The sequence below is a fragment of the Mesorhizobium cantuariense genome (genome assembly GCF_042647205.1).
In the GTDB taxonomy this organism is placed as follows: domain Bacteria; phylum Pseudomonadota; class Alphaproteobacteria; order Rhizobiales; family Rhizobiaceae; genus Mesorhizobium; species Mesorhizobium cantuariense.
The window spans coordinates 4579276-4606128 of the sequence record NZ_JBHRVD010000001.1 but is presented as its reverse complement, the minus strand read 5'-3'; the positions used below and the strand labels follow the sequence as shown (position 1 = coordinate 4606128).

Genomic DNA, 26853 nt, shown 5'->3' with positions numbered 1-26853 from the left:
GACCGCATCAAACGTACCTTGATCACCTTGCCCGCCGTGCTATGTAAAAACCATGTCAGCTCGCAGCCTCCCAGACAACGCGCCGCTCATTGTCATCGATCTCCAGACCGGCATGTTCGACGGTATGCACGAGCCGCCGATCCATGATGCGTCGGGCATCGTCGAGCGCGCCAGGGCGGTGATCGACTGGGCGCGGCGCGGCGGACGCAAGGTCGCTTTTTGTCAGGCATGACGGACCCGAAGGCGATCCGCTGGCGCCGGGTGAACACGGCTGGCCGGTATGGCCCGCACTTGGCCAGGCAGCGGACGAGCCGACTTTTGCCAAATCCGTGCGCGATGCCTTCAGCAATCCGGCCTTTGGCGACTGGGTTGCCAGGCAGGGCGCGGGTGCTGTCGTGCTGCTGGGCGCACAGACCGATTTTTGCCTGGCGGCAACCGTCAAGGGCGCGATCGCCAGAGGGCTCGGCGTGACCGTGGTATCCGATGCCCACAGCACGCTGGACAATGCCAGCGAGAGCGCCGAGCAGGTCATCATCAGGCACAATGGTGAATTCGCCGAAGCCGGCGTCACTTTGGTGACGACGAAGGCGCTGGTCGGCGGCTGAAGCGGCAACGAAGGTCACGGCAGGCTGTCGCTTCGCGCGATGGCTGCATTGTCCGGCACTGCCGACTCAGGACTATCGGATGACAGCGCCAAGCGGCTGCCGTGGTCGACGCGGACGGGGGGGCGCATTGTTGGGATGGCTCGGGCGCCCGCGTCAACCAGGGCGGCTCGTACCGCCGCATTAGCAGCATTGCATATTGCGCACCGGTCGAAACTTCCGCGAAAGCGGAATAGCCCGAGGCTAAAGTACAGATTCGGCGCCCGGATCTCGGCGACCCTGGCCGCCTGGGCGCGGGGTATCAACAATCTGCTAGTTGTCGGGCACGTCACTCAAAGCGTTTGCGGGGGTCCGCAAGGAACGATGCGGCAACCAGGTCGTCGCTATCGATCCGGCCGTGACGGTCTTCCATGATGGCCGCAACCTTCTGAAAGGTTTTCATTTCGGCATCCGTTATTCGCGCCTCGCGCATCCTGGCTTGGAGATCAGCCACGCGAAGTCCCAAGGCCGGTGACGTCACAGCTTCAACGCACTCGTACTGGCTGGAGCTGGCATGGATAAACCCGCCGCCAGACTGGCGGCGGGTTTAGGCCGGTTCGAAGTTTCAGTCGTAGACCTTCACGATTTTGCGGGTGCCCGGATCGACCAGAACGGTGCGGTTGTCGACCACCACATAGCGGTATTTGACGTCGGGAACCTCATGAAGCTCGACCGTGTCCGGCAGCGCCGTTCCGACATTCAGCTCCACACCGGGAATCTTCACCGAAGCGAGAGGCTGCTTCTTCACATACTCGCGGATGACCGTGTCCTGTTCAGGCTGAATGATAACATCCTGAGCGGCGACAGCGCCGACACTGGCCAACAGCGACAGCGCCGCGGCGGCGCCCGTAAGATGCATTCTCATGTCGTTCTCCTTGTGAGGTCAGCACATGACAAGATCGTCCAAACGCTGACGGCAGTTGAACTTAAGCGAAATAAAAATGTTCCTCGGCTGGGGCTTCGGTCGGGCGGGGCGTGGGACTTAGGTCTGGCCTCAAAACGCATTGGTCTTACCGAGGGCAGCAGTCGGGAACGGCCTGCTACTCAAGGCTGTTCTCTCTCGGAAAAGTTGAGAAAACAGATGGATAAGAGTGTTGGCCAAGCGCGATGGTTGCTCGCACCGATTTTCGCAACAGCCGTCACCTTTCTGGTGATGGGAATAGTGCTTGGCTGATATGTCGTGGATCGGCGCAGCTACGTCCCTTCCTGCGCTGATAGGATTCGCGAGCCGCTACGGCGGCTGGCGAGTCCTTAATTTTCACCGTGCGCTGCGCCTGCTCATTCGGCAGGCGGGGCGCTTTGTTCAGCTCAAGCAACCTTGGGAGGTTTATTATGGATCGGCGATCCTTCTTGACTGCGATGTTTGGCGTTGCAGGGGCAGCAGCTCTTGCAGTTACACTTCGGCCAGTCGACACAATGGCCGGGGTTCCAGGCGCCGGAAACGGCATCCTTGATGAACTTGACGCACCACAACCCGAGTCCTTCGACGGAGATCCGCAGGCAGAAGTGCAGCAAGTTTACCATCGGGACTGGCACCACCCCCGCCGCCGCCGCCGCCGGCGGGGTTGGAGACGGGTCTGCCGTAGTTATTGGCGACATGGTCGCCGTCGCGTCCGGTGCTATCGCAGACGTGGTCCTTCGATCATCCTTCGATTTTAGCAGCTAGCCCACACGTCCTGGCGATTGGATCAGCACGACCGGCCCGGCAGCCGCATCCTCTTCGGACTGCCGGGCCGAGGGCTGATTGCCAAAGGCTGAAGTTGCGTGCCGATGCTGGCGCGCTGGTGCCGTGCCGCATCGCCCGGCGCGAGAGGGGTAAACGGCATGAGAAAGGTGGTCCCGGCGGCCCAGTGCAAAGGGAGGAACGCCGGGCCGGCCGACTTCTGGCGGTCGCCGGCTGATTGTTATATTCGACATGTCTAATGTTAATGCAAGCGGCATCAAACCTTGCCGGTGGATAAGAGGCTGTCGAGAGCGTCAAAGCCGACAACTCCGGCCGCCATCAACCCAGCATGACGACCGCTGTGGTGACACGACGGAGATTTGCGACAAGGGCCGTAAGAAGGCGGCTGAATGTTCCGCCGCGGGGGCAGGCTCGTTCAGTTTGCCGCGCTGTCATCCGTCGCCTGAATCGATCGGGCGGGTGGCGAAGATAGCGCGCGTTGATCCGACGGCTGCTCGCTGAAATAGAGCGAGCTGCCCAGAACGAGGAACACGATGCCGACAGCCATCAATCCAACCATGAGCACGGCGACCGCCGTGCCCGGGCCGTGGCCCGTTTTGATGATGGTGGATCGATGGGGCATTGCCTGTTCTCCAGATTGGGTGCCGGCTGTCGTTATGCCGGAGCCTTTGCGACAAACGACATTCGGAGCCGGATGTTCCCGTGTCGGGCGCTTCAATCGGTCAAATCGGGCTTCTGCTTTTTCTTGTAGGACCAAGGTCTTAGCTACCGGAGGCAAAAGGTCCAAGGGGCCTTGTTCGGTTCAGGCAATGTCCATTGGATGTTCCGCTATTTTAGTCAAACCTGATATAATGCGCGGGCAAAAAACTTAGCCGGCCAAGCGCCTTCGCCCGCAAAACGGGCATGGAAAGTGTGGCTTTGGCAAGTTCGACAACAGGCCGTTCGGGTGAGGAGCGGCTCACGTCTCGTCGAACCGGCCCTCGCGGGTCGGGTGGCGCTTGATGGCGGCTTCTTCCTCGTCGTCGGGCAGGGCGTCGTCGCTGTCCTGGTAGGCGTTGTCGTCGTCTTCCTCGGGCAGGTCGCCATCCTTCTCGATGCCGTAGCGCATGTCGCCGTTTTCCGGCACGGAGTCGGGCAGGATCTGGCCACCTTTGACCGCGTCCCAATCCTGCTGCTCGATGGTCGGGCCATCAGCTTGCGGGGCACTATCTTCTGTATCGGTGCGTGGTTTGCTGCGCAGTGCCATGCTGGCCTCCAACTTGAAAAGACTGGAGGCGAAACTCGGGGTGCCGGCGTTTGTTCCCGTGCCCGCCGGGCAAGACTGGTTCTGGATTGCCGACGGCTTTGGAGGTCAGAGCGGTTCATCGTTTCACTGAAACGTTGAACCGTTCTATCTTTCTGTTTTGACGCAATTCCCAAGGGAAAGCGCTTTGCGCTTTTCCTGGAATTGCTCTAGCCCAGCCACCACCACAGCGCCGCAACCACGGCCACTACCGCCGTGATCGCCAGCCCCAGCATGATGTAGGAGCCCTTGATGATGTCGCGGATGATCTTCTTGATTGTTTCGCGGTCGTTGAGGTTGGGGAAGGGTTCGTTGGGCAGTGCCACGCCGAGGAACTCGCAAAGCGGGTCCCAGCCTTCTGTCACTTTGTAGACCAGCAGTTTTTGCGGCGGCACCGCTGCCTTCACCTCCTCGATGTAGGCGTTGTAGCGCGCCACTGCCTTGGCGCGGTCGTCCATCACGCCTTTCAGCGTGCGGCCCCACACCAGCTTGCTCGACATGTCCCCGAATTTCCGGCCGAAGGGCGTCAGCCATTCCAGGATCTTGAACTGCCAGACAGTCTCGGTGAAATAGATCGTGTCGATGGTGCTTTCATACCAGGCTTCGGCGCCGCGCGGGTGGAGCGTCAGCAACACCTTGGCGTCGGGGTAGGCGGCCATCAATTCTTTCCACACGCAGCAGCCGGGATTGTCGACGGTGGCCGTATAGTTGGCGAACACACGGTTCCAGTCGTGCTGGCTGCCCGCCGGGCTGTTGGCGACCTTGCGCCAGAAATCGAGATGGCCCTTGTTGGCCTTGTTCATGATCACTTCCTGCATGTGGTAGGAAGGCAGGCCGAGCCTGTTCAGCGCGGCAAAGGTCGACCACGTGCCGGTGCGGCCGAAACCGGCCCCGATCAGTTTGAGCGTCATTCCCAATCCCCCGGACTTGTTTTCTTCGCTACCCCAGTCCGTGAGCATCAAATTGCTCCCGACCAGGCCGGCGCGCAACAAATTTCGAGAGCGCGGTACCGGCGGGCGATCGCATGTTGCGAAGTTGCTAAAATAATGGAACGTTGTCCGCGGGTAACGGGAATTTGGGCAGGGAGTCGTTGGAACCGGGCGGTTTCGACGATTTTGGGCAACGATGTATTTTGGACAGTTTCTTGTGGGGATGTCAGCCACGGCCGTCATTGTCGCGGTCTGGACCTATATGGCCACCGGTTCTTTCTGGGAGGCATTTGCCTGGACGATCGTGACGCTGCTTGTTCTGCAGGTCGGCTACTTCGTGCTCGTCGTGAGGCTGATCTTTGGGCGTGCGCACCATGCCGCAACGAGCCAGGACCCAGTCGACGCTGTCCCGCCCCTGCATCGCGACGGTGTCTGGTTTTGAGGCCGGGCACTCCGGTTCGACGAAACGGGATCGATCAGGAATGGCGCTCCCGCAGCCCACCCATTCGCGCGTGCGCCAGGCAAGCCCGGCAAACGGCGAACATCAAGGTGAAAAGATGCTTGGTCACTGAGGGGCGGGGGAGCCATCGGCAGATTCTTGCTGGAGATTTTCGGCGCAACGTCATCGTGGCGACATGGTTACATCCGTGGCAGGTTTCGAGGCTGCGTCGGTGCATAAGACGTCAAAGGTTGGAACCAAGCCCAGACACCCGCGTTTTTCCTGGCGTGACCGGTGAGGCTGCCACCTCCGCCGGCGCCGTTCAAGGCTCGCTCTGCTCCCGGCAGGGCGAGCCTTTTTCCTGGCGGGAACGACATTGCGCTCTCTACGTTAGCCAATCCTAAGATGTTGCAGCAAATCGACCGCTGCCCTCGATTGAGATGGCGGGCGAAGCCGATGTGCCGCGTTTGCGACCATCGTCTCGCACCGAGGTGGGTTTTCTAGTTGGGACATAGCCCCGCCGGGTCCAGGTGATTTTATAAATCCGAAATCACCCGGATTCACAATTTATCTGCAAATCATCCAGAAAAATTTTGAAATATCTTGGGCTTTCCGCCGAAGAACGACAATAATATGCGTCGACGTCCCGCCAATTTTATTTATTTATGTATTTGGAAATTCGAGATGGAACCTCACGGCAGCGATGGAGTTTTCATGCAGGGCGGATTTTCAGATAGCCCTATGGAGATTGTCATGAAACTTTATCTTACGAGTGCGGCGGCCGCGGTTGTCCTGATGAGCGGCATTGGTGCGGCGCTGGCGCAAGATGTCATCGTCGTCCAGCCAGAGCAGAGAACCATCGTTCGCGAATACATCAAGAAGGAGCCGCTGGCGTCGGTGAACCTTCTGGGCGTTGAGCTCAAGCTCGGCTCGCCAGTGCCGGATACGGTCCAACTGCGCGAAGTGCCCAACGTCAAGTACCGCGTCGCCGTCATCAATGACCAGACTGTCCTGGTCGATCCCGAGACCCATCAGATCGTCGAAGTCCTGAACTGATTGAGGCTTGACGCGGGGGTGCCCGCGCCACGCCAGGCTTGCCTTGGGAAAAGCCCGCCCCGACACCGCGTCGGTGGCGGGCTTTCTTTTTGAGGCCGGCTTTGCCGTGGCCTATTCAGCGGCCAGCCGTCCCTGCGTCTTCGTCTCGAAATCGCCGGCGTCGTGGCGCTCATGCGGCGGCAAGGCAGGCGCGCCGAAGGCGCGGTTGACCATGTGCGGCAGCGCGGCCGGGAGCATCAAGCGCCCCGGCCTGCGCGATCGGCCGTATGCATCGGGCTGGCAAAGTCGTCCGCCTGGGTGCAGGGTTACAGTCGTGCGAAACGTTCGCAAGCCGACATATCGATGCTTGCATCGCATGCGCAGCCGGCCTTTCGACCGAGACCTGGAAGTCCTTCGATGACCATCCCGCCCATCGAGACTGTTCGCGATGATGCACCGCGCATCCTGCTTCTGCTTGGCAGTGCGCCCGACGCGGTGCGCTGCGAGCCCTGGCCGAAGCAGGCGTTCAGCCGGATCGTCGCCATCAACAATGCCTGGCGGGTGCGCCCCGACTGGGATTTCCTCGTCCATGCCGGCGATTTCCCGTCGGACCGGCTGCCCCACGACGCGACCTTGCGACAGGCTCGGATATTCAGCGCCACGCAGTATGTTCCGGCGCAGAACGCCTTCGGTGGCTTCGTCTATGCCGGCGCCACGATGGCGCTGACCGCTGCCTATTGGACCATTCACAGCCAGAAGCCCGATGTGCTGGCATTCCTGGGCTGCGACATGATCTATGACCGGCCGGACAAAACGCATTTCTACGGCATCGGCCGTCCCGATCCGTTGCGCGATGACGTCACCCTGCGCAACCTCGAGGCCAAGTCGGCGCGCCTGCTTGTCCAGGCGCTGAAGCATGGCTGCCTGTGCATCAATCTGTCCGACCTGCCGCGCAGCCGACTGGTCTTTCCCAGGCTCGCCTTCGACGAGCTTGGCAGCCTTTCGCTCACGCGGATTGCCGACATGAAGGCGGACATTCTTGGCAACATCCGGCTCGACAAAGCCGAAAAGGCCGAGGAGATCGAGAGGGACCTCGGCTATTTCTACGAGGACGGCATGTACTGGAACCATCTCGACGAGATCGACGAGATGTTTCTTGCCGACATCGACGGGCTGTGGATGTCGGCCGTCGAGAAGAGGCGAGCGGGTTGAAGCGGTCAACCTCCCCCACAGGGGAGGGAGGTCGGCGCCCTAACCGTTCATTTCACTCGGCCGCCAGCTTGTCCTGCGTGTTCGTGTCGAAGTCGCTGGCGTCGTGGCGCTCGTGCAGCTGCAGGGCAGGCTCGCCGAAGGCGCGGTTGACCATGCGGCCGCGCTTGACCGCCGGGCGTGCGTCGATAGCCTTCGCCCAACGCTGCACATTCTTGTACTCCCGCACCGACAGGAACTCGGCGGAATCATTGTACATGCGGCCGAGCGCCAGCCCGCCATACCAAGGCCACACCGCCATGTCGGCAATGGAGTAGTCCTTGCCGCCGAGATATTCAGTCTCGGCCAGCCGACGGTCGAGCACGTCCATCTGGCGCTTCACCTCCATGGCGAAGCGGTCGATGGCATATTCGAACTTTTCCGGCGCATAGGCGTAGAAATGGCCGAAGCCGCCGCCCAGATACGGCGCCGAGCCCATCTGCCAGAACAGCCAGGACAGCACTTCGGCGCGTGCCGGCTGTTCGGTAGGCAGGAATTCGCCGAATTTTTCGGCGAGATAGACCAGGATCGAACCGGATTCGAAGATGCGCACCGGCGTCTTGCCGCTGCGGTCCATCAGGGCCGGAATCTTGGAGTTGGGATTGACCTCGACGAAGCCGCTGCCGAACTGGTCGCCATCGTTGATCCTGATCAGCCAGGCATCGTATTCGGCGCCCTTATGGCCGCGTGCCAGAAGCTCCTCCAGCATGACCGTCACCTTGACGCCATTCGGCGTCGCCAGCGAATAGAGCTGCAGCGGGTGCTTGCCGACGGGCAGTTCCTTGTCATGCGTCGGGCCGGCGATCGGTCGGTTGATGCTGGCAAAGGCGCCGCCACTCGGCTTGTTCCAGGTCCATACTTTCGGCGGGGTGTAGTCGGTCATCTCGGGGCCTCGTGTGGCGGGGGAAGGATGGGACGGGAACGGGTGTGGCAGATCCACCTACAATTAGGGCTGCAAACGAGGAAGTTCAACTTGCGTTGAACTATTGTCGATATCGGTGAGGTTCCTGCCTTCTCCCACAAGCGGAGAAGGAAGAACTCCACCCCTTGCGCCTTCTCCTTCGTGGCATACCTATAGAAGATGTCACCAAAGCCCACCCAGGACAAAAGCATGACCATCAATCCCAATCCGCGCTCGGTCGTTGCCGTGCGGGCCACTGTACCCGAAGATGCCTTTACGGCCGGGGCGCTTGGCACGCTCCGGGAAGGCAGCGGCGTCGTCATCCGCAATGACGGGCTGGTGCTGACCATCGGCTATCTCATCACCGAGGCGGAAGAGGTTTGGCTGACCAGCCACGATGGCCGCGTCGTTCCCGCGCACGCGCTGGCCTATGACCAGGAATCGGGCTTCGGCCTGGTGCAGGCGTTGGCGCCGCTCGGCCTGCCGGCGGTGGCGCTGGGCGATGCCGGCAAGGCCAGGATCGGCGACCCCGTGGTGCTGGCCGACGGCATTGGCCAGTCGGTGCAGGCCAGGATCGTCACCAAGCAGGAATTCGCCGGCTACTGGGAGTATCTGCTCGACGAGGCGATCTTCATTGCGCCGGCACACCCGTCCTGGGGCGGCGCCGGGCTGTTCGGTGCCGACGGCTCGCTGCTCGGCATCGGGTCGCTGCGCCTGCAGATGAGCCGCAACGGCGAAGTCGCCGATATCAACATGGTGGTGCCGATCGATCTGTTGCCACCCATTCTCGACGATCTCCTGACGCGCGGCCAGGTGGCCAAGCCGCCGCGCCCGTGGCTGGGCGCCTTGTCTGCCGAAAGCGACGGCAGGGTGGTGGTGATGAGCGTGACCGAAGGCGGCCCGGCGGCGAAGGCCGGCCTGCGCCAGGGCGACATCATCTCCGATATCCGCGACGGCGCGGTCGACGGGCTGGCCGATTTCTACCGCAAGCTGTGGGAGAGCGGCTCGGCGGGCGCCGAGATTCCGATGCGGGTGCTGCGCGACGGCCGCGAAACCTGGCTGCGCGTCAAATCGGCCGACCGCGGCAGTTTTCTGAAAAAGCCGCAGCTACAGTAGGCGCGTCAGCCAGGGCGTTCCGTTGCATCCGGCGTTTTGACGCTTACTCGCCGCAAGCCGCGAAGGTGGTGCCCGGGCTCCAGTCCTTGAAGGCGATGGTCCGGCCTTCGACCGAGACGGTCTTGTGCTTCGTGCTGCCGTCCGGCTGCTTTTCGCTGCTGGTGCCTTTGCCGGTCAGCACATTGTACTCGCAGGCGCTTTCGGCATTTTCCTTCATATAGTCATAATGGTCATAGGCAAAGCCGGCGACGATGAAGGCACCGTTGCGCCAGGCGATGGTCAGCGTCATGTCGGTCCGTTCGCTGCCGACCGGCATCGCCGGCTGGTAGAATTTGATCGAGCCGTTGGGCAGCATCGTCAGTTCCGGCTCGGTGTCGGAGTTCTCGTAGCCCGGGCGGTCGTAGTTGTTCCATTCGCCGAGGATCTGCTCGTGCACGATTTCAACGGGCTTGAGGTAATTGTGCTCCTTGTCCCTGAGGAAGAAGTGGACGTCCATCGGATGGCCGGGCTCGGTCTCCACCACCATGGCAAGATCGACGGCGTCGTCGCCGTTGAAGTCGCCGGTCACCGCCGTGATGATTTTCCGGGTTTCGATCGGCTCGGCAAGGGCAAGGGTCGGCAGCAGCAAAGGTATAAAGGCGAGCAACAGAGATTTCATGGTGGCATATTCCCCCAGCCTGACACCTTGCGGTCCTATAGCACGGCGGGGGAATATCGCGCGCCTTCCCCCCGGACGAAGTGGCGCGCTGGTGAGTTCCGTTGGCCTGTGGCAGCGCGTATTACTGCTGACGGAAACTGACAGCGATCTGTACCACATGCTGGCCGATGACGATGGGCACGATGCCGGAGGCAAGACGACAGTGAGAGCAGGGGATATGGCGGCGCGAGCGATACTGAACGGGCAGGCCGGCTGATGGCGCCGGTCAAGGTCGATCCCGACAAGGTGCACGAGTTTCCGGATCCGGCCAGCTTCTACGCCTGGCTCGGCAAGCACCACGCCACGGAAACCGAAGTCTGGATCAAGGTGCACAAGGTGGCTTCTGGGCTGAAATCGATCACGCCCAAGGCAGCCATCGACGTGGTGTTGTGCTTCGGCTGGATCGATGCGGTGCGCAAGGGGCTGGACGACAAGAGCTTTCTGCAGCGCTACACGCCGCGCGGCAGGAAGAGCATCTGGAGCCAGATCAACATCGACAATGTCGCGCGGCTGGTCGAGGAGGGCCGCATGACCGAGCATGGGCTCAAACAGGTCGACGCGGCCAAGGCCGACGGGCGCTGGGCGCGCGCCTATGGCAGCGGCAAGGAGATGAAAATCCCCGATGATTTGCAGGCCGCGATCGACGCCGAGCCGGCGGCGAAGGCGATGCTGGAAAAACTCAGCGCGCAGAACCGCTTCGCGCTCGCCTTCCGCACCCACAACATGAAGACCGAGGCCGGCCGCAAGAAGAAGATCGAGACCTTCGTCGCGATGCTGAAGCGCGGCGAGACGATCCATCCGCAGGGCAGGAAGTAAGCCCCTCAGGCGCCGGAATGCGGATCGATGCTGTAGGGGTGCACGGGATAGCCGGGACCGATGGCATCGCGCACGCGGCCAGCCCACGCGGCGAAAGCCGGGTAGTCCGGCAGCGAGAAATCGCAATCCTCGGCGCGATGGCTGTAGGCATAGACGGCGATATCGGCGATCGTGAGGTCGTTTCCGACGAGAAACGGGGTATCCGCCAGGCTGCGGTTGATCGCGGCGAGTGTGCGGGCTCCCGCTTCGCGTTTGCCAGCAACCATGGCCTGGTTGCGATCGAGCCGTCCGGTCAAGGTCCAGAAGCGCAGCGAGCCGATGACCGGCTCGACATTGTATTGTTCGAAGAACAGCCACTGCATGACCTTGGCGCGCCGATAGCGGTCCGCCGGCAGAAAGCGCGTTCCTTCGGCGAGGTAGGTGAGGATCGCATTGGATTCGGCGATGGCGCTGCCGTTTTCGAGCTGAAGCACAGGCACCGCACCGGCCGGGTTGAGCGCAAGGAAGGCGTCGGCGCGGCTCTTGCCCTCGAAAATCGAGACAAGGCGACTGTCATAGGAGATGTCGAGCAGCCCGAGCAGGACCCGAACTTTCCAGCCATTCTGCGATGGCAAATAGTCGTGGAGCGTAAGCATGGCCCATCCTTCTGCGGCGAGGGGCTAGCGTTTCGCATGCGGCCCCACCACCCGCCACCCGATTCCTGCGCCGGGCATTCGATGAAGTGAGGACGCCCGCTGGCACAGGATGTGCGCGGCATCGTCCTTCCGGACGATGGCCGACCGGTTTTTTCGCCATGGCGAAGGGCTGCCGTGGACAGCACTTGGCGTCGCATTAAGCGCTTCAGTATCTGAATCGCCGAATTGCAATAAGTGTCGGGTTTTATGCGGTTTTGACAGGTATCAACCGCGCATTCCCTTCGGGATTGCGCAGCCAAGAAAAAACCGCCCTCGCTTTTGCGAGTGGCGGCCTTTTCCCGGGAGGAAGTCAGGAAAGAGGGGCGATCAAGCAGCCTTGGCGTGCTTGATGGGTTTCAAAGGCAGATATCACTGGTTCAGGTCGACCGGTGTCACTCCAAGAAGCTTCAGGGCGTTGGCGAAGGTCCGGATGCCTTGTGCCTGCTTGCGCTCGGCACAAAACCGGTTCGCCTTGTCCTGGAGCGCGGTTGCCTCGGCGATCTCGCCCGCATTGGCCCCTGGGTAGGCTTTCGTTTGAATGGCACCGTCGAGTTGAAGACCGAGCCGGCTGCAATATTCGCTCCGGGTGACCGCTGCTTCCGCACCCGGCTGTGCGACCGCAAGCATGGCGAGCGAAATGCCCGTCAGGGCACCAATCCATCCGGTCGAACGTCGTTGCATGTTTCGGGACCATCGCTTTGCGTTGTGCCGCAGCCCGCTTCGGCCGCCGCGAGGATGCTTATGACAGGCGATGTTTTCGCCAGTTTTTCCGGAGTGTTGAATGTTGTTTCCGGAGTGTGTCTGGCGGGGTTTTCCCTTCTCCCGTGGGAGAAGGTGGCCTGCGAAGCGAGGTCGGATGAGGGGTGTTCCAGGGAACGCCAACGCCTCATTCCGCTGAAACACCCCTCATCCGTCTCGGCGCTGCGCGCCAATCCACCTTCCCCCACAAGGGGGGAAGGAAGAGCGTTCCGCTGCTGCGGCGCTTGCGCCTCTTCCTTTGCGACCATCCTTCGCGTAAGGCGCCGGGCAAATCCTTTTATCGCAGGCGCAGCCCCGGAAACCGCATGATCAGACTTGAAAGCATCAGCAAGCAGAACGGCCGTCAGCTTGTCTTCATCGAGGCGTCGGCCGCCCTGCAGAAGGGCGAGAAGGTCGGCCTCGTCGGCCCCAACGGCGCCGGCAAGACGACGCTGTTTCGCATGATCACCGGCCAGGAGCAGCCCGACGAGGGCCAGGTGCAGGTCGATCGCGGCGTCACCATCGGCTATTTCAGCCAGGATGTCGGCGACATGGAAGGCCACAGCGCGGTCGCGGAAGTGATGAACGGCGCCGGGCCGGTGTCCGAAGTCGCGGCTGAAATGGCAGCGCTCGAGGCGGCCATGGCCGATCCCGACCAGGCCGACCAGATGGACGAGATCATCGAAAAATATGGCGAGGCGCAGCACCGCTTCGAGGAGCTCGACGGCTATGCGCTGGACGGCCGCGCGCGGGAAGTGCTCGACGGTCTCGGCTTCTCCCAGGAGATGATGGATGGCGATGTCGGCAAGCTGTCCGGTGGTTGGAAGATGCGTGTGGCGCTGGCACGTATTCTGCTCATGCGGCCCGACGCCATGTTGCTCGACGAGCCGAGCAACCATCTCGACCTGGAAAGCCTGATCTGGCTGGAATCCTTCCTGAAGAACTATGACGGCGCATTGCTGATGACCTCGCACGACCGCGAGTTCATGAACCGCATCGTCAACAAGGTGGTCGAGATCGATGGCGGTTCGCTGACCGCTTACTCGGGGAACTACGAATTCTACCAGCAGCAGCGGGCGATCGCCGACAAGCAGCAGCAGGCGCAGTTCGAGCGCCAGCAGGCGATGCTGGCCAAGGAGATCGCCTTCATCGAGCGCTTCAAGGCGCGTGCCTCGCATGCCGCGCAGGTGCAGAGCCGGGTGAAGAAGCTGGACAAGATCGACCGCGTCGAGCCGCCCAAGCGCCGCCAGACTGTTTCCTTTGATTTCTTGCCGGCACCGCGCTGCGGCGAGGATGTCGTCACGCTGAAGAATGTGCACAAGGGTTATGGCAGCCGCTCCATCTATGAGGGGCTGGACTTCCAGGTCCGCCGCCGCGAGCGCTGGTGCATCATGGGCGTCAATGGCGCCGGCAAGTCGACGCTCTTGAAGCTGGTCGCCGGCGCTTCCGAGCCGGACACCGGCACGGTGGCGCGCGGTCCGAGCGTCAAGATGGGCTATTTCGCCCAGCACGCCATGGAAGTGCTGGAAGGCGAGCGCACCGTGTTCCAGACGCTGGAAGATGCGTTTCCGCAGGCCGGCCAGGCGCCGCTTCGGGCACTCGCCGGCTGTTTCGGCTTTTCCGGCGACGAGATCGAGAAGAGGTGCCGGGTGCTCTCAGGCGGCGAAAAGGCGCGGCTGGTGATGGCGCTGATGCTGTTCGATCCGCCCAATCTGCTGGTGCTGGACGAGCCGACCAACCATCTCGACATCGCCACCAAGGAAATGCTGATCACGGCGCTTTCGCAGTACGAAGGCACCATGCTGTTCGTCTCGCACGACCGGCATTTTCTAGCGGCACTGTCGAACCGCGTGCTGGAGCTGACGCCCGAAGGCATCCACACCTATGGCGGCGGCTATACCGAATATGTCGAGCGCACGGGGCAGGAGGCGCCGGGGCTGCGGAGCTAAGCAATTGCGGACGGAGAACCGTCCTTTCCCGGAATTGCTCTGACGGGGTGACAGCCTTACCTCAGCGAGATGCTCATACCACTGAGATCGGCGTTGACTTGCAGGCCGACCTGCCTGCCTGTCAGTTCGAGTTGGGCGCCCTTGTCATTGGTCATGACGATGACCTGAGCCCCTTTACCGAGCGCGCCGCCACCGCCCGCTGCACCATACACCCCCGTCACATCACGGGCCCGCCTGATATGGCGCACGGTACCCTGGAAATAAGTCTTGGAAACGCCGAAGGCCAAGCCGCCCGAGACGCCGCCGACCGAGATGGGATAGCGGCGGCCATGGAAGGTCAACGTGCCCTCGCCTCCGGATCCACCAATGAAGAAGGCCGCCTTGTAGACGGCGAAGCGGATCGTGCCGCTGTCGGCATGCGCGGCGCTGGCAAAGGCAACGCCGGCAGTGGCGATGGCGGCAACAGCGATTGAACGAAATCCGGACGAAATCTTCATGATGAGAACTCCTCAAGGTCGCCGCTTTGCCCCAGCCAGCCGGGATGTCGGCGTCGCATAAAAGTTACAACTGAACAGTCTCGTCCGTCATTAGTTCCCAAGCACGCGATCAGAATTTGGCCGCGGCAAGACAGCCACGAAGCGAGGCTTATGGCAGGCGCGCCCCTGGGCCGGACATCGCTCATTTCGCAACAAGATACGAAATGGGCGTCGCCCGAAGGCAACCACATGGCGGCGGCTACACGGAATATGTCGAGAGGACGGGGCAGGAGGCTGTCCGATTATCCCCCGGCAAGACGCGGCAGCAGGAAAATTTCGGAGCCTTTTGGCAATTCCTTCGACCAGGTGTCGCGATAGATCGTCCCGTCGATGGCGACGGCGATGCCGCGGTCGATCAAGGGCTCAAGGCCGGGATACTGTTCAGCCAGCTTCCTGAACAGCTCCCTTATGTCCTTGGCCTCGATCTCGACCTTGTTCTTGCCTCCGGCGGCCGCGCCAAGCGATCCCCAGAGCGTCACTTCGACCATCAGCCCGCCCGTTCCTCCAGCGCCGCCAGGATGCGCGGCGGCGACATCGGGATATGCGTCATCCGCACGCCAACCGCATTCGACACCGCATTGGCGATCGCAGCCAGCGGCGGCACGATCGATGTCTCGCCGACGCCGCGCACCCCGTAAGGGTGGTTGGGATTGGGGATCTCGAGGATCTGGGTGTCGATCATCGGCAGGTCCGAGCAGACCGGGATGCGATAGTCGAGGAAGCCAGCATTTTGAAGCCGCCCGTCCTTGCCGTAGATATACTCCTCGTTGAGCGCCCAGCCGATGCCTTGCGCGGCACCACCCTGGTATTGTCCCTCCACATAGGTCGGATGCACCGCCTTGCCAGCATCTTGCACGACTGTGTAGCGCAGGACCCTTGTGGCGCCGGTTTCAGGATCGACCTCGATATCGCAGATATGGGTGGCGAAGGAGACGCCCGCGCCGTCGGCGACGAGCTCGCTGTGGCCGGCGATCGGTCCGCCGGTCTTCCCCGACTCGACCGCGATCTCCTTCAGCGACAGCTTGCCGAGATTGCCGTGCTTCTCGCCTTTGGCAATCGCGTGGCCCTTTTCCCAGACCACGTCGTCGACGGCAATGTCCCACATCTGTGCGGCGCGTTCGCGCAGGATCCTGATCGCGTTGCGGGCGGCGGAGATCGTCGCCATGGAGGATGAGAAGGTGCCGCGGCTGCCATCCGTCATGTCGTTGTAGCCGAGGCTGGACGTATCGGCGACAATCGCCTTGACCTGCTCATAGGCGATGCCGAGTTCCTCCGCCGCCACCAGCGACAGCGAGGCGCGCGAGCCGCCGACGTCGACGGTTCCGACGGCAAGCGAGACCGAGCCGTCCATGCCGATGTTGAGGTCGGTGCAGGTCTGGCCGCCGAAGTTGAACCAGAAGCCGCAAGCCATGCCGCGGCCCTGGTTCTTGCCCAGCGGCGCCTTCATGTGCGGATGGCTCTTCACCGCCTCGAGCGTCGGGCCGATGCCGATCGGGCCGTAGACCGGGCCGTAAGAGGATCTCGTGCCTTCCTGTGCGGCGTTCCTGATCCGGAACTCGACCGGATCCATGCCGACCTCCTTGGCCAGCTCGTCGACGGCGCTTTCCACCGCGAAGGCCGCCATCGGCGCCGAGGGCGCGCGATAGGCCGCGGTCTTGGGCCGGTTGACCAGCACTTCGTAGCCGACCGTCTTGACGTTATCGAGCTTGTAGCAGGCGAACGCGGTCATCGCGCCGATCTCGGCCCAGGAGCCGGCATACGGGCCGCAGCTGTAGCGCAGCGTCGCCTCGGCGGCGGTGATCGTGCCGTCCTTGCGGGCGCCGATCTTGACGTCGATCGAGGTGGCGCTGGTCGGGCCCGAAGCGCGGAACACCTCGTCGCGGGTCATCACCAGCTTCACCGGCCGTCCGGCTTTGCGCGACAGCGCCAGCGCCACTGGCTCGGCCCAGACATGGGTCTTGCCGCCGAAACCGCCGCCGATCTCCGAAGAGGTGACGCGCAGCTTCGAGGCTTCCATGCCAAGCAGCTGGGCGCAGTGCTGGCGGTAGACGAAATGGCCCTGCGTGCACACCCAAAGGTCGGCGGTGCCGTCGGAGCTGAAATTCGCCACGCAGGCATGCGGCTCGATATAGCCCTGGTGCGTCTGCTCGGTCTTGAAAGAGCGCTCGACGATGAAGTCGGCGTGCCCGAAACCCTGGTGGACATCGCCATGGCCAAACTGGCTGCGCTTGGTGACGTTGGAGGGTTTTACCGGCTTCTCCTCGAGGCCCTCGGTGAAGATGGCATCATTGATCAAGGGCGCCGTGTGCTTGGCCGCCTCGTCGACATCGGTGACATGCGCCAGCAGCTCGTACTCGACCTCGATGAGCTTCAGCGCCTGCCTGGCCGTGCGGGCGTCGATCGCAGCCACCGCGGCCACCGCGTGGCCGTCATAGAGCGCCTTCGTGCGCGCCATGCAATTGTCGAGGACGTCGTACATGGCGGCATCGCCATCGGTGAGGTCCGGCAGGTCGGCAGCAGTGATCACCGCCTTGACGCCGGCGAGCTTTTCCGCCTTCGACGTGTCGATCTTGACGATCCTGGCGTGAGCGTGCGGGCTTCTGAGAACACGCCCGACCAGCTGGCCGGCCATGTTGAAGTCGGCGCCGTAGCGGGCGCGGCCCGTCACCTTGTCGATACCGTCGGGACGGATCGGACGCGTGCCGACGGAGGTGAATTTACGTCCGGAAAAACGTGGATCGAAATTCATGGTCATGCTCCCTTCATCACGATGGCGGCGTCCTGGACGGCGCGCACGATCTTGTCGTAGCCGGTGCAGCGGCACAGGTTGCCGGCAAGGCCGAAGCGGATTTCCTCCTCGGTCGGGTCGGGGTTCTTGGCCAGAAGGTCCTTCGCCGCGATCAGGAAGCCGGGCGTGCAGATGCCGCATTGGAGTGCTGCGTGCTCGAGGAACTTCTGCTGCAGCGGATGCAGCCTGTCGCCATGCGCCATGCCCTCGATGGTCTCGATGCGCCGGCCTTCAGCCTCCGCGCCGAGCACCAGGCATGAGCACACCAGCCGATCGTCGAGGATGATGCTGCAGGCGCCGCAGTCGCCGGTGCCGCAGCCTTCCTTGGCGCCTGTCAGCCCCAGCCGATCGCGCAGGACGTCGAGCAGCGTCTCGTCCGGCTGGCAAAGGTACTCGACAGTGTCGCCGTTGATTGTCGTTGAAACTGCTACACCAGCCATCACTTGCCTCCTGCGCGTGCATAGGCGGTCGTGGCGGCCCGCTTGGCCAGCACGCCCGCAACTTTCCTTCTGAATGCGATGGTGCCGCGCTTGTCGTCGATGGGACGACAGGCCCCCGCGCAGACCTTGGCGAGCCGCTCCAGCGTCGCTTCGTCCAGCTTGGAGCCGATGAGAACCTCCGCGGCCTCTTCGACCAGAAGCACCGTCGCCGCCACGGCGCCCAGCGCCACGCGAGCCGATTTAACGACACCTTGCTCATCGAGCGTCAAATTCACGCCGGCGCTGACCACCGCGATATCCATCTCCGTGCGTGGAATGAACCGCAGATAGGCATCTCCCGACCGCGGCGCGCGCTTGTCGAGCAGGATCGCCTCGATGATCTCGCCTTTGGCCAGCGACGTCTTGCCCGGCCCGGTCGGCACGCTCTGCACGGGGATCGTGCGCCTGCCCGCCGGCCCGACAATCGATGCCCTGGCGCCGGCCGCCACCAGCGCCGGCACGCTGTCGGCAGCCGGCGAGGCGTTGCAGAGATTGCCTGTTATGGTGCAGCGTCCCTGCACCTGTTTCGAGCCGATCAGCTTGGCCGCTTCGACGACGCCGGGCCATGCCTTCTTCAGGGCCGCGCTCTCTCCCAACACGGCGCAGGGGACCGCGGCACCTATGCTGAAGCCTTCAGCGGTTTCCCGGATCTCGCTCAAGCCATCGATTGCCTTGATGTCGACGATCAGGTCGGGTTCGACAAAACCGCCCTTCATCCTGACCAGGAGGTCGCTGCCTCCCGCAAGGATGGCGGCCGTACCGGCCGACCCGGCCAACTGGCCAACGGCATCTTCTATTGAAAGCGGACGTATGTAGCGCATCGTCTCCCCTTGATCATCGTCATCTCAGCGACCGTTATAAACAGTCTCCTCATAATGGCTATCCGGTTCCGCATCTGCGGCGATTGGGCCAGGCGTCGCAATATCCAGTCCCAATAGACCGAACTGACATGCGCCCCGAATGGCAGAAACCGGCTTTGAGATGACTTTCGGAAAACTTCGGCTGTGGATCAAGTGCGCTCATTCGCTCATGTCCGGCCTTGGACCCGGAACGGCCCGCATCAGCCGGCCGGTTGCTTGCCGGTGTAGCCGCCAATTGCGCGTCAAAGGCGCGCTTGTAGGCGGGCCGTGCTTCGCCGCGGGCCACATAGGCGGAGAGGTTCGGATAGTCGTCCAGCATACCCGACGCTTTCAACCTGAGCAGCACCGACACCATCATCAGGTCGCCGGCGCTGAACGCGCCATCGAGCCAGTCGGCATCGCCAAGGCGACGGGAAAGTTGGCCCAGCCGGTTACGGACGCGATCCTCGACGAGAGGCATCCGTTGCGCGGACCAGGGCTTGTCGCCCTCATGGATCCTGGCGGTTGCGAGTTCAAGTATCGGCGGCTCCACCGTGCTGAGCGCGGCGAACATCCATGTGATCGCACGCGCCCGGGCATTCGCATCGTCTGGCAACAGGCCCGCATGGCGCTCCGCGATATGGAACACGATCGCCCCCGTCTCGAACAAGCCGAGATCGCCTTCTTCGTAGGTCGGAATCTGCCCGAAAGGATGAAGCGCCAGATGTGCGGGTTCCTTCATCGCCCTGAACGAAACATGACGAACCTCGTAGGGTTGGCCCACTTCTTCCAGCGCCCAGCGAACGCGCGTATCGCGCGCCAGTCCCTTGCCGCCATCGGGCGACCGCTCAAAGGCTGTGATGGTGGGAGTCATTGGAAGGCTCCGGGGCTATCAGGTGTCCAGTTCCTGCGCTTTGCGTCCAGAGGACGAACGACCGGCGTGACTCCCGACACCTTACCTCGTTTTTCAGCCATGGGATTTCGCGGTCCGATCCTGTTCGGGTTCGCCAAACCATCGCGACGCGGCCTGTGCGGTTTCCTCGGGGTCAGGGGCAGCGTTAGCGGCCCAGGCAATGAAGCCATCGGGGCGCACCAGCACCGCGCTCAAGCCCAGCCGCTCCCTGGCGTCACCTGCGACATAGGCGATCCGCCCGCTCCAGCGGCTTGCAAGCGCTTGAAGGGGAGGACTGATCTCGAAGTCCAGAAGCAGGCCTCGCCCCTCCCTGAGGCGTCCGCCGAGCCTCGTCCCGTCGACCAGCTCGAAGTCGGGCGCGCTGCGGCCCACCAGTGGATGGCTGCCGCCAAGATCGTAGCGGAGAGAAACGCCCCAGACGCGCTCGGCGAAGTATGTCGCGCCGTCGCGCGTGTCGATGAGATCACGGATGATGGCTTCGAGCGCACGCGAACTCCGGCTCGGCCGCATGAGGGCGACCTGGGCGCGCGACCAGTCAAGAACCTGCGCCCCCACCGGATGCCGTTCGCTCAAATAGCTGTCGAGCAGACCGGCCGGCGCATCGCCACGGATGGTTGAAGCCAGCTTCCAGCCGAGGTTCATCGCGTCGCCAAGTCCGAGGTTGAGCCCCTGGCCACCCAAGGGGGGATGGATGTGCGCGGCGTCGCCGGCGAGCAGCACCCGTCCTTTGCGGTAGGCGGCCGCCTGGTAGGCGCGATCCGTCCAGGTGGTGGCAAGCCGGAGCGCCGTCACCGTGACGTCGGTGCCGGAAATATGCCGCAACACCGCCTGCACCTGCTCGAGCGTGACCGGCTGGGTTCGGTGGAACGCGCCGCCGTCGAAATCGACCATCGCGATCACCCCGGGCGGCGCGTAAGTATACATGCCGGTCGGCGTGTAGTGGCGGCCTGGGGTCAGCTTGTCGGGATCGGCCATCTCGACCTTGACAGAATAGCCGGTGAATTCGGGATCGGTGCCGACGAACTCGAAGCCGCCAGCCTTGCGCACCGTGCTGCGGCCGCCATCGCAACCGACGAGCCAACGTCCGCGAAAAGTCTCGCCGCCGGCGCGAACAGTCACGTCTTCGTCCGACGGGTCGAGGTCTTCGACGCCGACCCCGCGCCTGATCTCGACTCCGATCGCGCTTGCGCGTGCGGCCAGGGCGGCTTCGAGGGTCTCCATCTCGACCGCCATGCTGGTGCCGGCCGGATCTGGCAGGCGATACGGCCATTTCGAGGTGTCTATGGTGTCGAGGTAGAACTGGATGCCGGCAAAATGGCCCCCCGGGCGGCGTGCCTGTTGCATCCAATGCGCGGCAGCCGAAGCGCTGCCCGCGTCATCTTTCGTGCGTTGCGGCGCCGCGATGTCGTTCAGCAAGCCGCGACGGTGGAAGGCTTCAAGAGTGGGCACTGAGAGGCCGCGCATGCCGAATGGAAGCCGCTTCAACGGGGAGCGCTGGTCCTCGGCCTGCTCCAGCACCAGGACCTGGAGGTTCGCGAGGCGCAGCTCGCAGGCGAGAAACAAGCCGACGGGGCCGGCTCCAGCAATTACGACGTCATAGAGAGGGGAATGTCGCTCGTTCATGGAAGACTCCTTGGTCGATGTTCGACCGGAGCGTTCCTCAAGCTTGAGCACCACACGGACGAACGATTGAACGCTTGGGAAGCGTCCGATGTTCGTCGTGGGGATCTCGTGCACGAAGCCAAAGACCAGAGCTTTCGTTACCGAAAGGACTTGGGCTTACCAAACCAAGTCTGCCTTTTCCGACACGGGCTACATAACGTCGCCGCGGCTGATCCGCAACGGGCACGGCAGCGACCAGGGGCAACGCTATCGGCTAGGGGCCATTACCCCGCGGCCAGCCATTTGCGCGACTGGGCGAAGGCTTTGAAGGCCTTGTCCTCCATCGGGCGGCCCAAAAAATAGCCTTGCAGGATATCGCAGCCAAGCTCTTTCAGGATACGCGCGTGCTCCATCGTCTCGACGCCTTCGGCAACCACTTCGATGCCGAGCGATTTGCCGATCTCGATGATCGACGCAACCAGGTGCTGCTGCGCCATTGAACCGGTGATGGGTGTGATCAGTTGGCGGTCGATCTTGAGGCGGCGAGGCCGCAGCTTGAGCAGCGAGACGATCGAGGCATAGCCGGTGCCGAAATCGTCGATCTCGATGTCGATGCCGAGATCCTTGATGTGCTCGATGTTCCAGGTGACCAGATCATCGTTCTCGTCGAGGAAGATGGACTCGACCAGCTCGAACGACATGGTTCCCGGCTTGATGTCGAGTTTGCGCAGGCCCTCGATCAAGTCCTTGTCCTCCAGGCGCCTGGCCGAGACGTTGACCGACACGCGCGGGATGTTGAGGTGGCTACGCGACCAACGCTCGAAATTCTCCAGCGCGTGCTTGAGGACGATGCGGTCGATCAGCGCCACGACATTGAGCTCTTCGGCCACCTTCATGTACGCGTCCGGGGCCAGGATGCCGCGTCGCGGATGCTTCCAGCGCGACAACGCCTCGACGCCGACGATCTCGAGCGTCCTGGCGTCGAACTGCGGCTGGTAGTAGGCGATGAATTCGTTCCGCTCCAGCCCGCCCAGGATCTCATCGGCGATCTGCTTGGTTCGCACGATCTCGCTTTGCAGCGCCTCGTTGAAGAACTCGTGGCGGTTGCGGCCGTGGCTTTTCGCCCGGTAAAGCGCGAGATCGGCGTTGACGAGCAGCTGCCTGGCGTCGACGCCGCTGTTGGCGGCAATGCCGATACTCACTCCGAACCGGCACGGATGGCCGCGATAGTCGACAGGCTGGCGCATCGCCTCGATAATGCGGTCGGCGAGCGCCGCGAGCTCGTCGTCGTCACGCCCATGGCTCACCACGACGAACTCGTCGCCGCCGATGCGCGCAACGAAATCGGCAGGGCCAGCATTGGCCTTGATGACAGTCGAGGCATGCACCAGCATGGCATCGCCGGCGGCGTGGCCGAGCGTGTCGTTGATTTGCTTGAAGCGGTCCAGATCCAGATGCAGCAGCGCCGTGTGGCGGTCCGGTTCGCTGTTTTCTGCCAGCAGCTCGTCGAGATAGCGGCGGTTTGGCAGCCCGGTCAGCGAATCGTGCAGCGCCGCATACTCAATATGCGCCTTGGCAAGATTAAGCTCGGCGTTCTTCGATTCCGTCAATTGGCGCTCGCGCACAAGGGTCTCGTTGAGCAGCACGTCGCTGGTCACGTCCCATTCGGCGCCGATCAGCTTTGACGTGCCGTCGATATCCTGGAAGAAGCTTGCACGCGTGCGCACATGGCGGACCGTGCCGTCGGGGCGCAGGAGCCGGTATTGTGAGGAGTAGAGGCCCTTTTTCGCGGCGGCCAGATCGAAGTCCCGCAGCGCCCGCCCGATGTCTTCAGGATGGATCGCCTGCGCCCAGTCATCATAGCCGCGCGGCTTGCCGTCTTCCGGCTTGCCGTAGATTTCGTTGACGCGATCATCCCACAGCATTTTGTTGGTAGCGAGGTCGTGTTCCCAAACGCCGATGCCCGAGGCTCCTAGCGCCAACTCCAGGCGCCCGGACAGGCGTCTCAGCTCGGCGTAGTGTTTCTGCCTTTCGCCGAACAGCCGCCCGGCCACCATGATCGGCAGCACCACCAATGCGCCGGCAAGTAACATGAGCGCCCGCAAGGCCAGCTCGTTCTTTGGAGCGGCTGGCCAGCCGCCTTTGGGGATGGCCGAAATCTGCCAGGAGCCTGAAGACAGCTGCACATCGGCAGAAACGGGATTTCCGGCGACGACATTGTCGCCGCCGAAGAAGCGTTCGCCGCCGCCGCCCAGCGCATCCTTGCCTGTGAGTGCGACATCGATGTCGATATCCGGGTCGGTCAGCCCGCTCGCCGCGTAGAGCCGGTCGACATCGACCACTGCCGAGACGATGCCCCAGAAGCGGTCGCCGCCGCCCGCCGTCGGCACAAAGACCGGAATGCGGCCGATGAAGCCGCGCCCGCCCTGGGCGAGGTCGACGGGGCCGGCAAACACCAGTACGTGCTGGTCGCGCGCCCGCAGCGCCGCCATGCGTTGCGCCTCGTTCTTGCGGTAATCGAGCCCGATCGCCTTCTCGTTGCCTGCCATCGGATACATCAGCGAGATGACGAGGTCGGGCGCGCCGGCGATATTGCGCAACTGCGATTTCTGCTGGAACAGATTGCCCGCAAGCGAGGCAAATCTCTGCTGGCCCATATAGGGCTCCGTGACGATGGTCGAGACAAGCCCCTGAACAAGCTGAAGATTGCCGCCTATGTTGCCTTCGAGCTTGGCGCGGATGATGTTGACCTTGGCCAATACATCGGCGCGCGCCAATTGGTCGGAGACCCTTCTGTTCTGCTGGTCGGCAAAGACGGCGCAGACCAGGAGCACGACAAAAGCGATCGCCGCCGGCAAGTTGGCGGAAGAAAAAACGGCCTGTCTTACGCGGCCGAGACTGAGTTCCGTTGTGGCCAATTCAACCCGAATACCTTTCCTGAACAATAGCCCCTCGGTGGAACCTAGTAGCAAACGCTTAAATTTGCCCTTCCAGGCTGGCAGGAAGTTTCAGCATCAGCCTATGCTGGCATTTCAGCGCGCAGGCTGAACCGGCGCTTGTGGTGGTGCGCGGCTACGCGTCCCTGGCCGGATTTGCAAAACCGAACTGATCGCGAGGGCCGCCGGCAGTCGGCCCGATCTGGCCGGCGGCCAGTTGCAAAAGCTGCACGCGCGAGGCGATCTCCAATTTGCGATAGATGTTGTTCATATGGATTTTCAGCGTGCCTTTCGAGATGCCGATATCGAACGCGATGCGTTCGTACGGCGTGTCCGCGGCAACCAGCCGGGTGATCTCCATCTCTCGCCTAGTCAGCCGCGACGACAGTTTCTGCCATTTGATCCGGCGGGACGCCTCGTCCTGCACGGCCTTGCCGACAATCTCGACCGGCAGCCAGCGGCCACCCCCGGCGACCTCGTGCAGACATCTGAGCAGCGCCTCGACGGCGGCCTCCTTGAATACGATTCCGGCAACGCCAACCGCGACCGCGTCGTAAAGCTGGGCTTGCGAGGCGCCGACCGTCAAAAGCACGCAAAGCGTCGCAAGGCCCTGCCTGCCGATTTCGGCGGCGATGTCGAGACCGCTCAGTCCCGGCATGCTGATGTCGAGCACCGCGACATCAGGCACGTCGCGCCGGATCATGGCCATAGCGACGGTGCCGTCCTGCGCCGAACCGACCACCCGGAAACCAGGGTCGCGGGCAATCAGGTCGGTCAGACCGTGCAGCAGCAGCGGATGGTCGTCGGCGACGAAAACCGTGGTGACCATCGTCAGCTCGCCAGCAGCCGGCCCTTGGCGCCACGGCCCCATGCCGGAAAATTGCCAACGATGGGTGGCGGCCATCGCCCGTGCTCGGTCATGCCGTCTTCTCCCTTTGCGTGTCTCCACGACACGCCAGTGACTGCTTCTTGCCGAAGAAGCGGACATCGCAACCCGGTCCGCATCCCCCGAAGCGTGAGGCCATGCTGACAGAAGCAGCGCGGCTGCGCAAAACATTAGCAATTGCTTAGTTAATCTCGAAGCGGCACTTCTAGTGGATTGATTCCAACGTTTGGTGCCCGCGCCTGACGGCGGCGATGATTTTGTGTGGGTCGGCTCTCCAGACGAACGGTCGGGATTGCTGATTGTGCTCGGTGATGAAGCGATTGATGGCGGCCTGGAGATCGACGACGGAGTAGAAGACACCGTGCTTCAGCCGGCGGCGTGTGAGCTTGGCGAAGAAGCCCTCGACAGCATTGAGCCATGAGCAGGATGTCGGCACAAAATGGAAGGTCCAGCGCGAATGCCTGGCCAGCCAAGCGCGTACTTTGGGCTGCTTGTGAGTGGCATAGTTGTCGAGGATCACATGGACGGCCTTGTCGGGCGGAAGTTCAGCCTCGACGGCGTTGAGGAAGCGGATGAACTCCTGATGGCGATGGCGCTGCATATTACGGCCGATCACCGAGCCATCGAGGACGTTGAGCGCGGCGAACAGGGTCGTCGTGCCGTTGCGCTTGTAGTCGTGCGTCATTGTCGCCCCGCGACCGCGCTTCAGCGGCAACCCCGGCTGAGTGCGGTCGAGCGCCTGGATTTGGCTCTTTTCGTCGACCGACAGCACGATGGCATGAGCGGGGGGCGAGACGTAGAGCCCGACCACATCGTGAAGCTTCTCGGCAAACGCCTTGTCGTTGGACAGCTTGAAGCTGCGCCAGCGGTGAGGCGCAAGGCCATGGTCGTGCCAGATCTTCACCACCGAAGACGCCGCGATGCCGACCGCCTTCGCCATCGCGCGGACCGTCCAGTGCGTCGCCTCGTGGTCTGGCGGATCGAGTGTCAGCGCCACGACCCTGTCGACCAGCACAGACTGAAGCGGTGCAATGCCCGGTGGCCGCGTCTTGTCGCGCAGCAGGCCGTCGACGCCTTCGTTCATGAAGCGCTCCTGCCAGCGCCACACGCAGGTCTTCGACTTGGCTGTCATCGTCATGATCGCGGCGGTCCCCAGGCCATCACCGCTCAACAGAATGATCCGCGCTCGCCAGACATGCTTCTGAGGCGAACTCCGTGCTGCGACGATCCCTTCAAGCCGAATTCTGTCCGAAGCCGTGATGTCGATGCTGATACCAGTGCGCATCCCGCAATGTCGCATGCCGAAGCGATCCGGGGAATCCCAAAAAGGACTCTTCTGTCCCGATCAATCCACTAGCAAGACGCGCGACGTCCGGCTGAAAGAAAACGCCACTCCAGCGTGCCGATGCTGGTCTTCATCTTGAAAAATCTATCGGTTCCGCCAGGAAAATTTTATAATTCTCCTCGTGGAGCCCGAGTCTCGAAAATAATTCAATCAGTATTGTGTATTTATTCTTTGTTGGAATAAGCACTTTTCCGAAATTAACGATGCCTTGCTGTCTATAACCGGGGATATATAGACGATCGCATTGCAACCTGCGAAATATGGTTTGGGAAATATTAACGTCTGGGCGATCGTTGGGGATCGTGTAGGGGTTTGGGGCTTTGGGTGTGGGGGTAGCAGTCAGTCTGACGACGGGCCAGTTCCGTCCTGGAATAACTGTG

General features: G+C 62.6%; 26 protein-coding genes and 2 pseudogenes. 8 read left to right on the top strand and 20 right to left on the bottom strand.

All coding sequences use genetic code 11. The features are described 5' to 3' along the window. Positions 1 to 52 precede the first annotated feature (52 nt). Both ACFOJ9_RS22335 and ACFOJ9_RS22330 read left to right on the top strand, forming a co-directional pair. Entirely contained in the window at positions 53 to 232 is a 180-nt protein-coding gene (locus tag ACFOJ9_RS22335) for a hypothetical protein (protein ID WP_378981358.1), read from the top strand. Positions 233 to 251: 19 nt separating this feature from the next. Continuing rightward, on the top strand, positions 252 to 605 hold the full coding sequence (locus ACFOJ9_RS22330) for an isochorismatase family protein (protein WP_378987966.1): 354 nt from the start codon (positions 252 to 254) through the stop codon (positions 603 to 605). Between the two features lie 325 nt (positions 606 to 930). Here ACFOJ9_RS22330 and ACFOJ9_RS22325 read toward each other — a convergent pair whose 3' ends face one another. The 5 genes from ACFOJ9_RS22325 to ACFOJ9_RS22305 all read right to left on the bottom strand — a co-directional run bounded on the left by ACFOJ9_RS22325 (position 931) and on the right by ACFOJ9_RS22305 (position 4518). Continuing rightward, entirely contained in the window at positions 931 to 1161 is a 231-nt protein-coding gene (locus tag ACFOJ9_RS22325; RefSeq protein WP_378987963.1) for a hypothetical protein, read from the bottom strand. A gap of 45 nt (positions 1162 to 1206) precedes the next feature. Further along, positions 1207 to 1506: a DUF1236 domain-containing protein gene (locus ACFOJ9_RS22320; protein ID WP_378981356.1), complete on the bottom strand. Its 300-nt coding sequence runs from the start codon at positions 1504 to 1506 to the stop codon at positions 1207 to 1209. Between the two features lie 1234 nt (positions 1507 to 2740). Next, positions 2741 to 2947 carry a hypothetical protein gene (locus tag ACFOJ9_RS22315; RefSeq protein WP_378981354.1) on the bottom strand — a complete coding sequence of 69 codons (207 nt, stop codon included), beginning with the start codon at positions 2945 to 2947 and terminating at the stop codon, positions 2741 to 2743. 336 nt (positions 2948 to 3283) lie between these two features. Beyond that, positions 3284 to 3571 (bottom strand): hypothetical protein, encoded by a 288-nt coding sequence (locus tag ACFOJ9_RS22310; protein WP_378981352.1) that lies wholly within the window; start codon positions 3569 to 3571, stop codon positions 3284 to 3286. A gap of 206 nt (positions 3572 to 3777) precedes the next feature. Continuing rightward, positions 3778 to 4518, bottom strand: a complete 741-nt coding sequence (locus tag ACFOJ9_RS22305) for a sulfotransferase family protein (protein ID WP_378981350.1) — start codon at positions 4516 to 4518, stop codon at positions 3778 to 3780. A 241-nt stretch (positions 4519 to 4759) separates the two neighbouring features. Between ACFOJ9_RS22305 and ACFOJ9_RS22300 the strand changes: the two genes are divergently transcribed. Both ACFOJ9_RS22300 and ACFOJ9_RS22295 read left to right on the top strand, forming a co-directional pair. Then, complete coding sequence (locus ACFOJ9_RS22300) at positions 4760 to 4978, top strand: exopolysaccharide production repressor protein (protein WP_378981348.1); 219 nt, start codon at positions 4760 to 4762, stop codon at positions 4976 to 4978. 750 nt (positions 4979 to 5728) lie between these two features. Beyond that, on the top strand, positions 5729 to 6031 hold the full coding sequence (locus tag ACFOJ9_RS22295) for a DUF1236 domain-containing protein (RefSeq protein WP_378981346.1): 303 nt from the start codon (positions 5729 to 5731) through the stop codon (positions 6029 to 6031). Positions 6032 to 6142: 111 nt separating this feature from the next. Here the strand turns inward: ACFOJ9_RS22295 and ACFOJ9_RS22290 are convergent. Continuing rightward, positions 6143 to 6244 (bottom strand): annotated as a pseudogene (locus tag ACFOJ9_RS22290) (glutathione-dependent disulfide-bond oxidoreductase); the annotation flags it as partial. A gap of 183 nt (positions 6245 to 6427) precedes the next feature. Here ACFOJ9_RS22290 and ACFOJ9_RS22285 point away from each other — a divergent pair. Further along, positions 6428 to 7222, top strand: a complete 795-nt coding sequence (locus tag ACFOJ9_RS22285; protein WP_378981344.1) for a hypothetical protein — start codon at positions 6428 to 6430, stop codon at positions 7220 to 7222. Between the two features lie 52 nt (positions 7223 to 7274). On the opposite strand, the gene yghU is transcribed toward ACFOJ9_RS22285, so the two are convergent. Continuing rightward, positions 7275 to 8141 (bottom strand): glutathione-dependent disulfide-bond oxidoreductase, encoded by an 867-nt coding sequence (gene yghU, locus ACFOJ9_RS22280; protein ID WP_378981342.1) that lies wholly within the window; start codon positions 8139 to 8141, stop codon positions 7275 to 7277. A 228-nt stretch (positions 8142 to 8369) separates the two neighbouring features. On the opposite strand from yghU, the gene ACFOJ9_RS22275 reads away from it, so the two are divergent. Further along, on the top strand, positions 8370 to 9275 hold the full coding sequence (locus ACFOJ9_RS22275; protein WP_378981340.1) for a S1C family serine protease: 906 nt from the start codon (positions 8370 to 8372) through the stop codon (positions 9273 to 9275). 43 nt (positions 9276 to 9318) lie between these two features. On the opposite strand, the gene ACFOJ9_RS22270 is transcribed toward ACFOJ9_RS22275, so the two are convergent. Next, positions 9319 to 9933, bottom strand: a complete 615-nt coding sequence (locus ACFOJ9_RS22270) for a hypothetical protein (RefSeq protein ID WP_378981338.1) — start codon at positions 9931 to 9933, stop codon at positions 9319 to 9321. A 255-nt stretch (positions 9934 to 10188) separates the two neighbouring features. On the opposite strand from ACFOJ9_RS22270, the gene ACFOJ9_RS22265 reads away from it, so the two are divergent. Beyond that, a complete protein-coding gene (locus ACFOJ9_RS22265; RefSeq protein WP_378981336.1) occupies positions 10189 to 10788 on the top strand; it encodes a YdeI/OmpD-associated family protein in 600 nt (199 codons plus the stop codon). Between the two features lie 5 nt (positions 10789 to 10793). Here ACFOJ9_RS22265 and ACFOJ9_RS22260 read toward each other — a convergent pair whose 3' ends face one another. Together ACFOJ9_RS22260 and ACFOJ9_RS22255 are read right to left on the bottom strand one after the other, a co-directional pair. Then, positions 10794 to 11423 carry a glutathione S-transferase family protein gene (locus tag ACFOJ9_RS22260; protein WP_378981334.1) on the bottom strand — a complete coding sequence of 210 codons (630 nt, stop codon included), beginning with the start codon at positions 11421 to 11423 and terminating at the stop codon, positions 10794 to 10796. A gap of 408 nt (positions 11424 to 11831) precedes the next feature. After that, positions 11832 to 12143, bottom strand: a complete 312-nt coding sequence (locus ACFOJ9_RS22255; RefSeq protein ID WP_378981332.1) for a hypothetical protein — start codon at positions 12141 to 12143, stop codon at positions 11832 to 11834. Positions 12144 to 12526: 383 nt separating this feature from the next. On the opposite strand from ACFOJ9_RS22255, the gene ACFOJ9_RS22250 reads away from it, so the two are divergent. After that, the gene (locus ACFOJ9_RS22250) at positions 12527 to 14149 is read left to right on the top strand and encodes an ABC-F family ATP-binding cassette domain-containing protein (protein ID WP_378981330.1); all 1623 of its coding nucleotides are present in this window, start codon (positions 12527 to 12529) and stop codon (positions 14147 to 14149) included. 56 nt (positions 14150 to 14205) lie between these two features. Here ACFOJ9_RS22250 and ACFOJ9_RS22245 read toward each other — a convergent pair whose 3' ends face one another. The 10 genes and pseudogenes from ACFOJ9_RS22245 to ACFOJ9_RS22200 form a co-directional block, all read right to left on the bottom strand. After that, the gene (locus ACFOJ9_RS22245; protein WP_378981328.1) at positions 14206 to 14646 is read right to left on the bottom strand and encodes a hypothetical protein; all 441 of its coding nucleotides are present in this window, start codon (positions 14644 to 14646) and stop codon (positions 14206 to 14208) included. A 281-nt stretch (positions 14647 to 14927) separates the two neighbouring features. Beyond that, a complete protein-coding gene (locus ACFOJ9_RS22240) occupies positions 14928 to 15173 on the bottom strand; it encodes a MoaD/ThiS family protein (RefSeq protein ID WP_292643612.1) in 246 nt (81 codons plus the stop codon). Continuing rightward, a complete protein-coding gene (locus ACFOJ9_RS22235; protein WP_378981326.1) occupies positions 15173 to 17434 on the bottom strand; it encodes a xanthine dehydrogenase family protein molybdopterin-binding subunit in 2262 nt (753 codons plus the stop codon). Before ACFOJ9_RS22235 ends, ACFOJ9_RS22240 begins: the two co-directional genes overlap by 1 nt. Before the next feature lie 2 nt (positions 17435 to 17436). Beyond that, positions 17437 to 17913: a (2Fe-2S)-binding protein gene (locus tag ACFOJ9_RS22230; RefSeq protein ID WP_378981324.1), complete on the bottom strand. Its 477-nt coding sequence runs from the start codon at positions 17911 to 17913 to the stop codon at positions 17437 to 17439. After that, the gene (locus ACFOJ9_RS22225; protein WP_378981322.1) at positions 17913 to 18773 is read right to left on the bottom strand and encodes an FAD binding domain-containing protein; all 861 of its coding nucleotides are present in this window, start codon (positions 18771 to 18773) and stop codon (positions 17913 to 17915) included. The genes ACFOJ9_RS22230 and ACFOJ9_RS22225 overlap by 1 nt, the downstream gene beginning before the upstream one ends. 250 nt (positions 18774 to 19023) lie before the next feature. Further along, positions 19024 to 19665, bottom strand: a pseudogene (locus ACFOJ9_RS22220) (glutathione S-transferase family protein); the annotation flags it as partial. A 93-nt stretch (positions 19666 to 19758) separates the two neighbouring features. Next, the gene (locus ACFOJ9_RS22215; RefSeq protein ID WP_378981320.1) at positions 19759 to 21327 is read right to left on the bottom strand and encodes an FAD-dependent monooxygenase; all 1569 of its coding nucleotides are present in this window, start codon (positions 21325 to 21327) and stop codon (positions 19759 to 19761) included. Positions 21328 to 21590: 263 nt separating this feature from the next. Further along, a complete protein-coding gene (locus ACFOJ9_RS22210; RefSeq protein WP_378981318.1) occupies positions 21591 to 24224 on the bottom strand; it encodes a bifunctional diguanylate cyclase/phosphodiesterase in 2634 nt (877 codons plus the stop codon). A gap of 154 nt (positions 24225 to 24378) precedes the next feature. Beyond that, entirely contained in the window at positions 24379 to 25146 is a 768-nt protein-coding gene (locus ACFOJ9_RS22205) for a response regulator (RefSeq protein ID WP_378981316.1), read from the bottom strand. Between the two features lie 187 nt (positions 25147 to 25333). Next, positions 25334 to 26413: an IS630 family transposase gene (locus ACFOJ9_RS22200; protein ID WP_378977646.1), complete on the bottom strand. Its 1080-nt coding sequence runs from the start codon at positions 26411 to 26413 to the stop codon at positions 25334 to 25336. Positions 26414 to 26853: the final 440 nt, after the last annotated feature.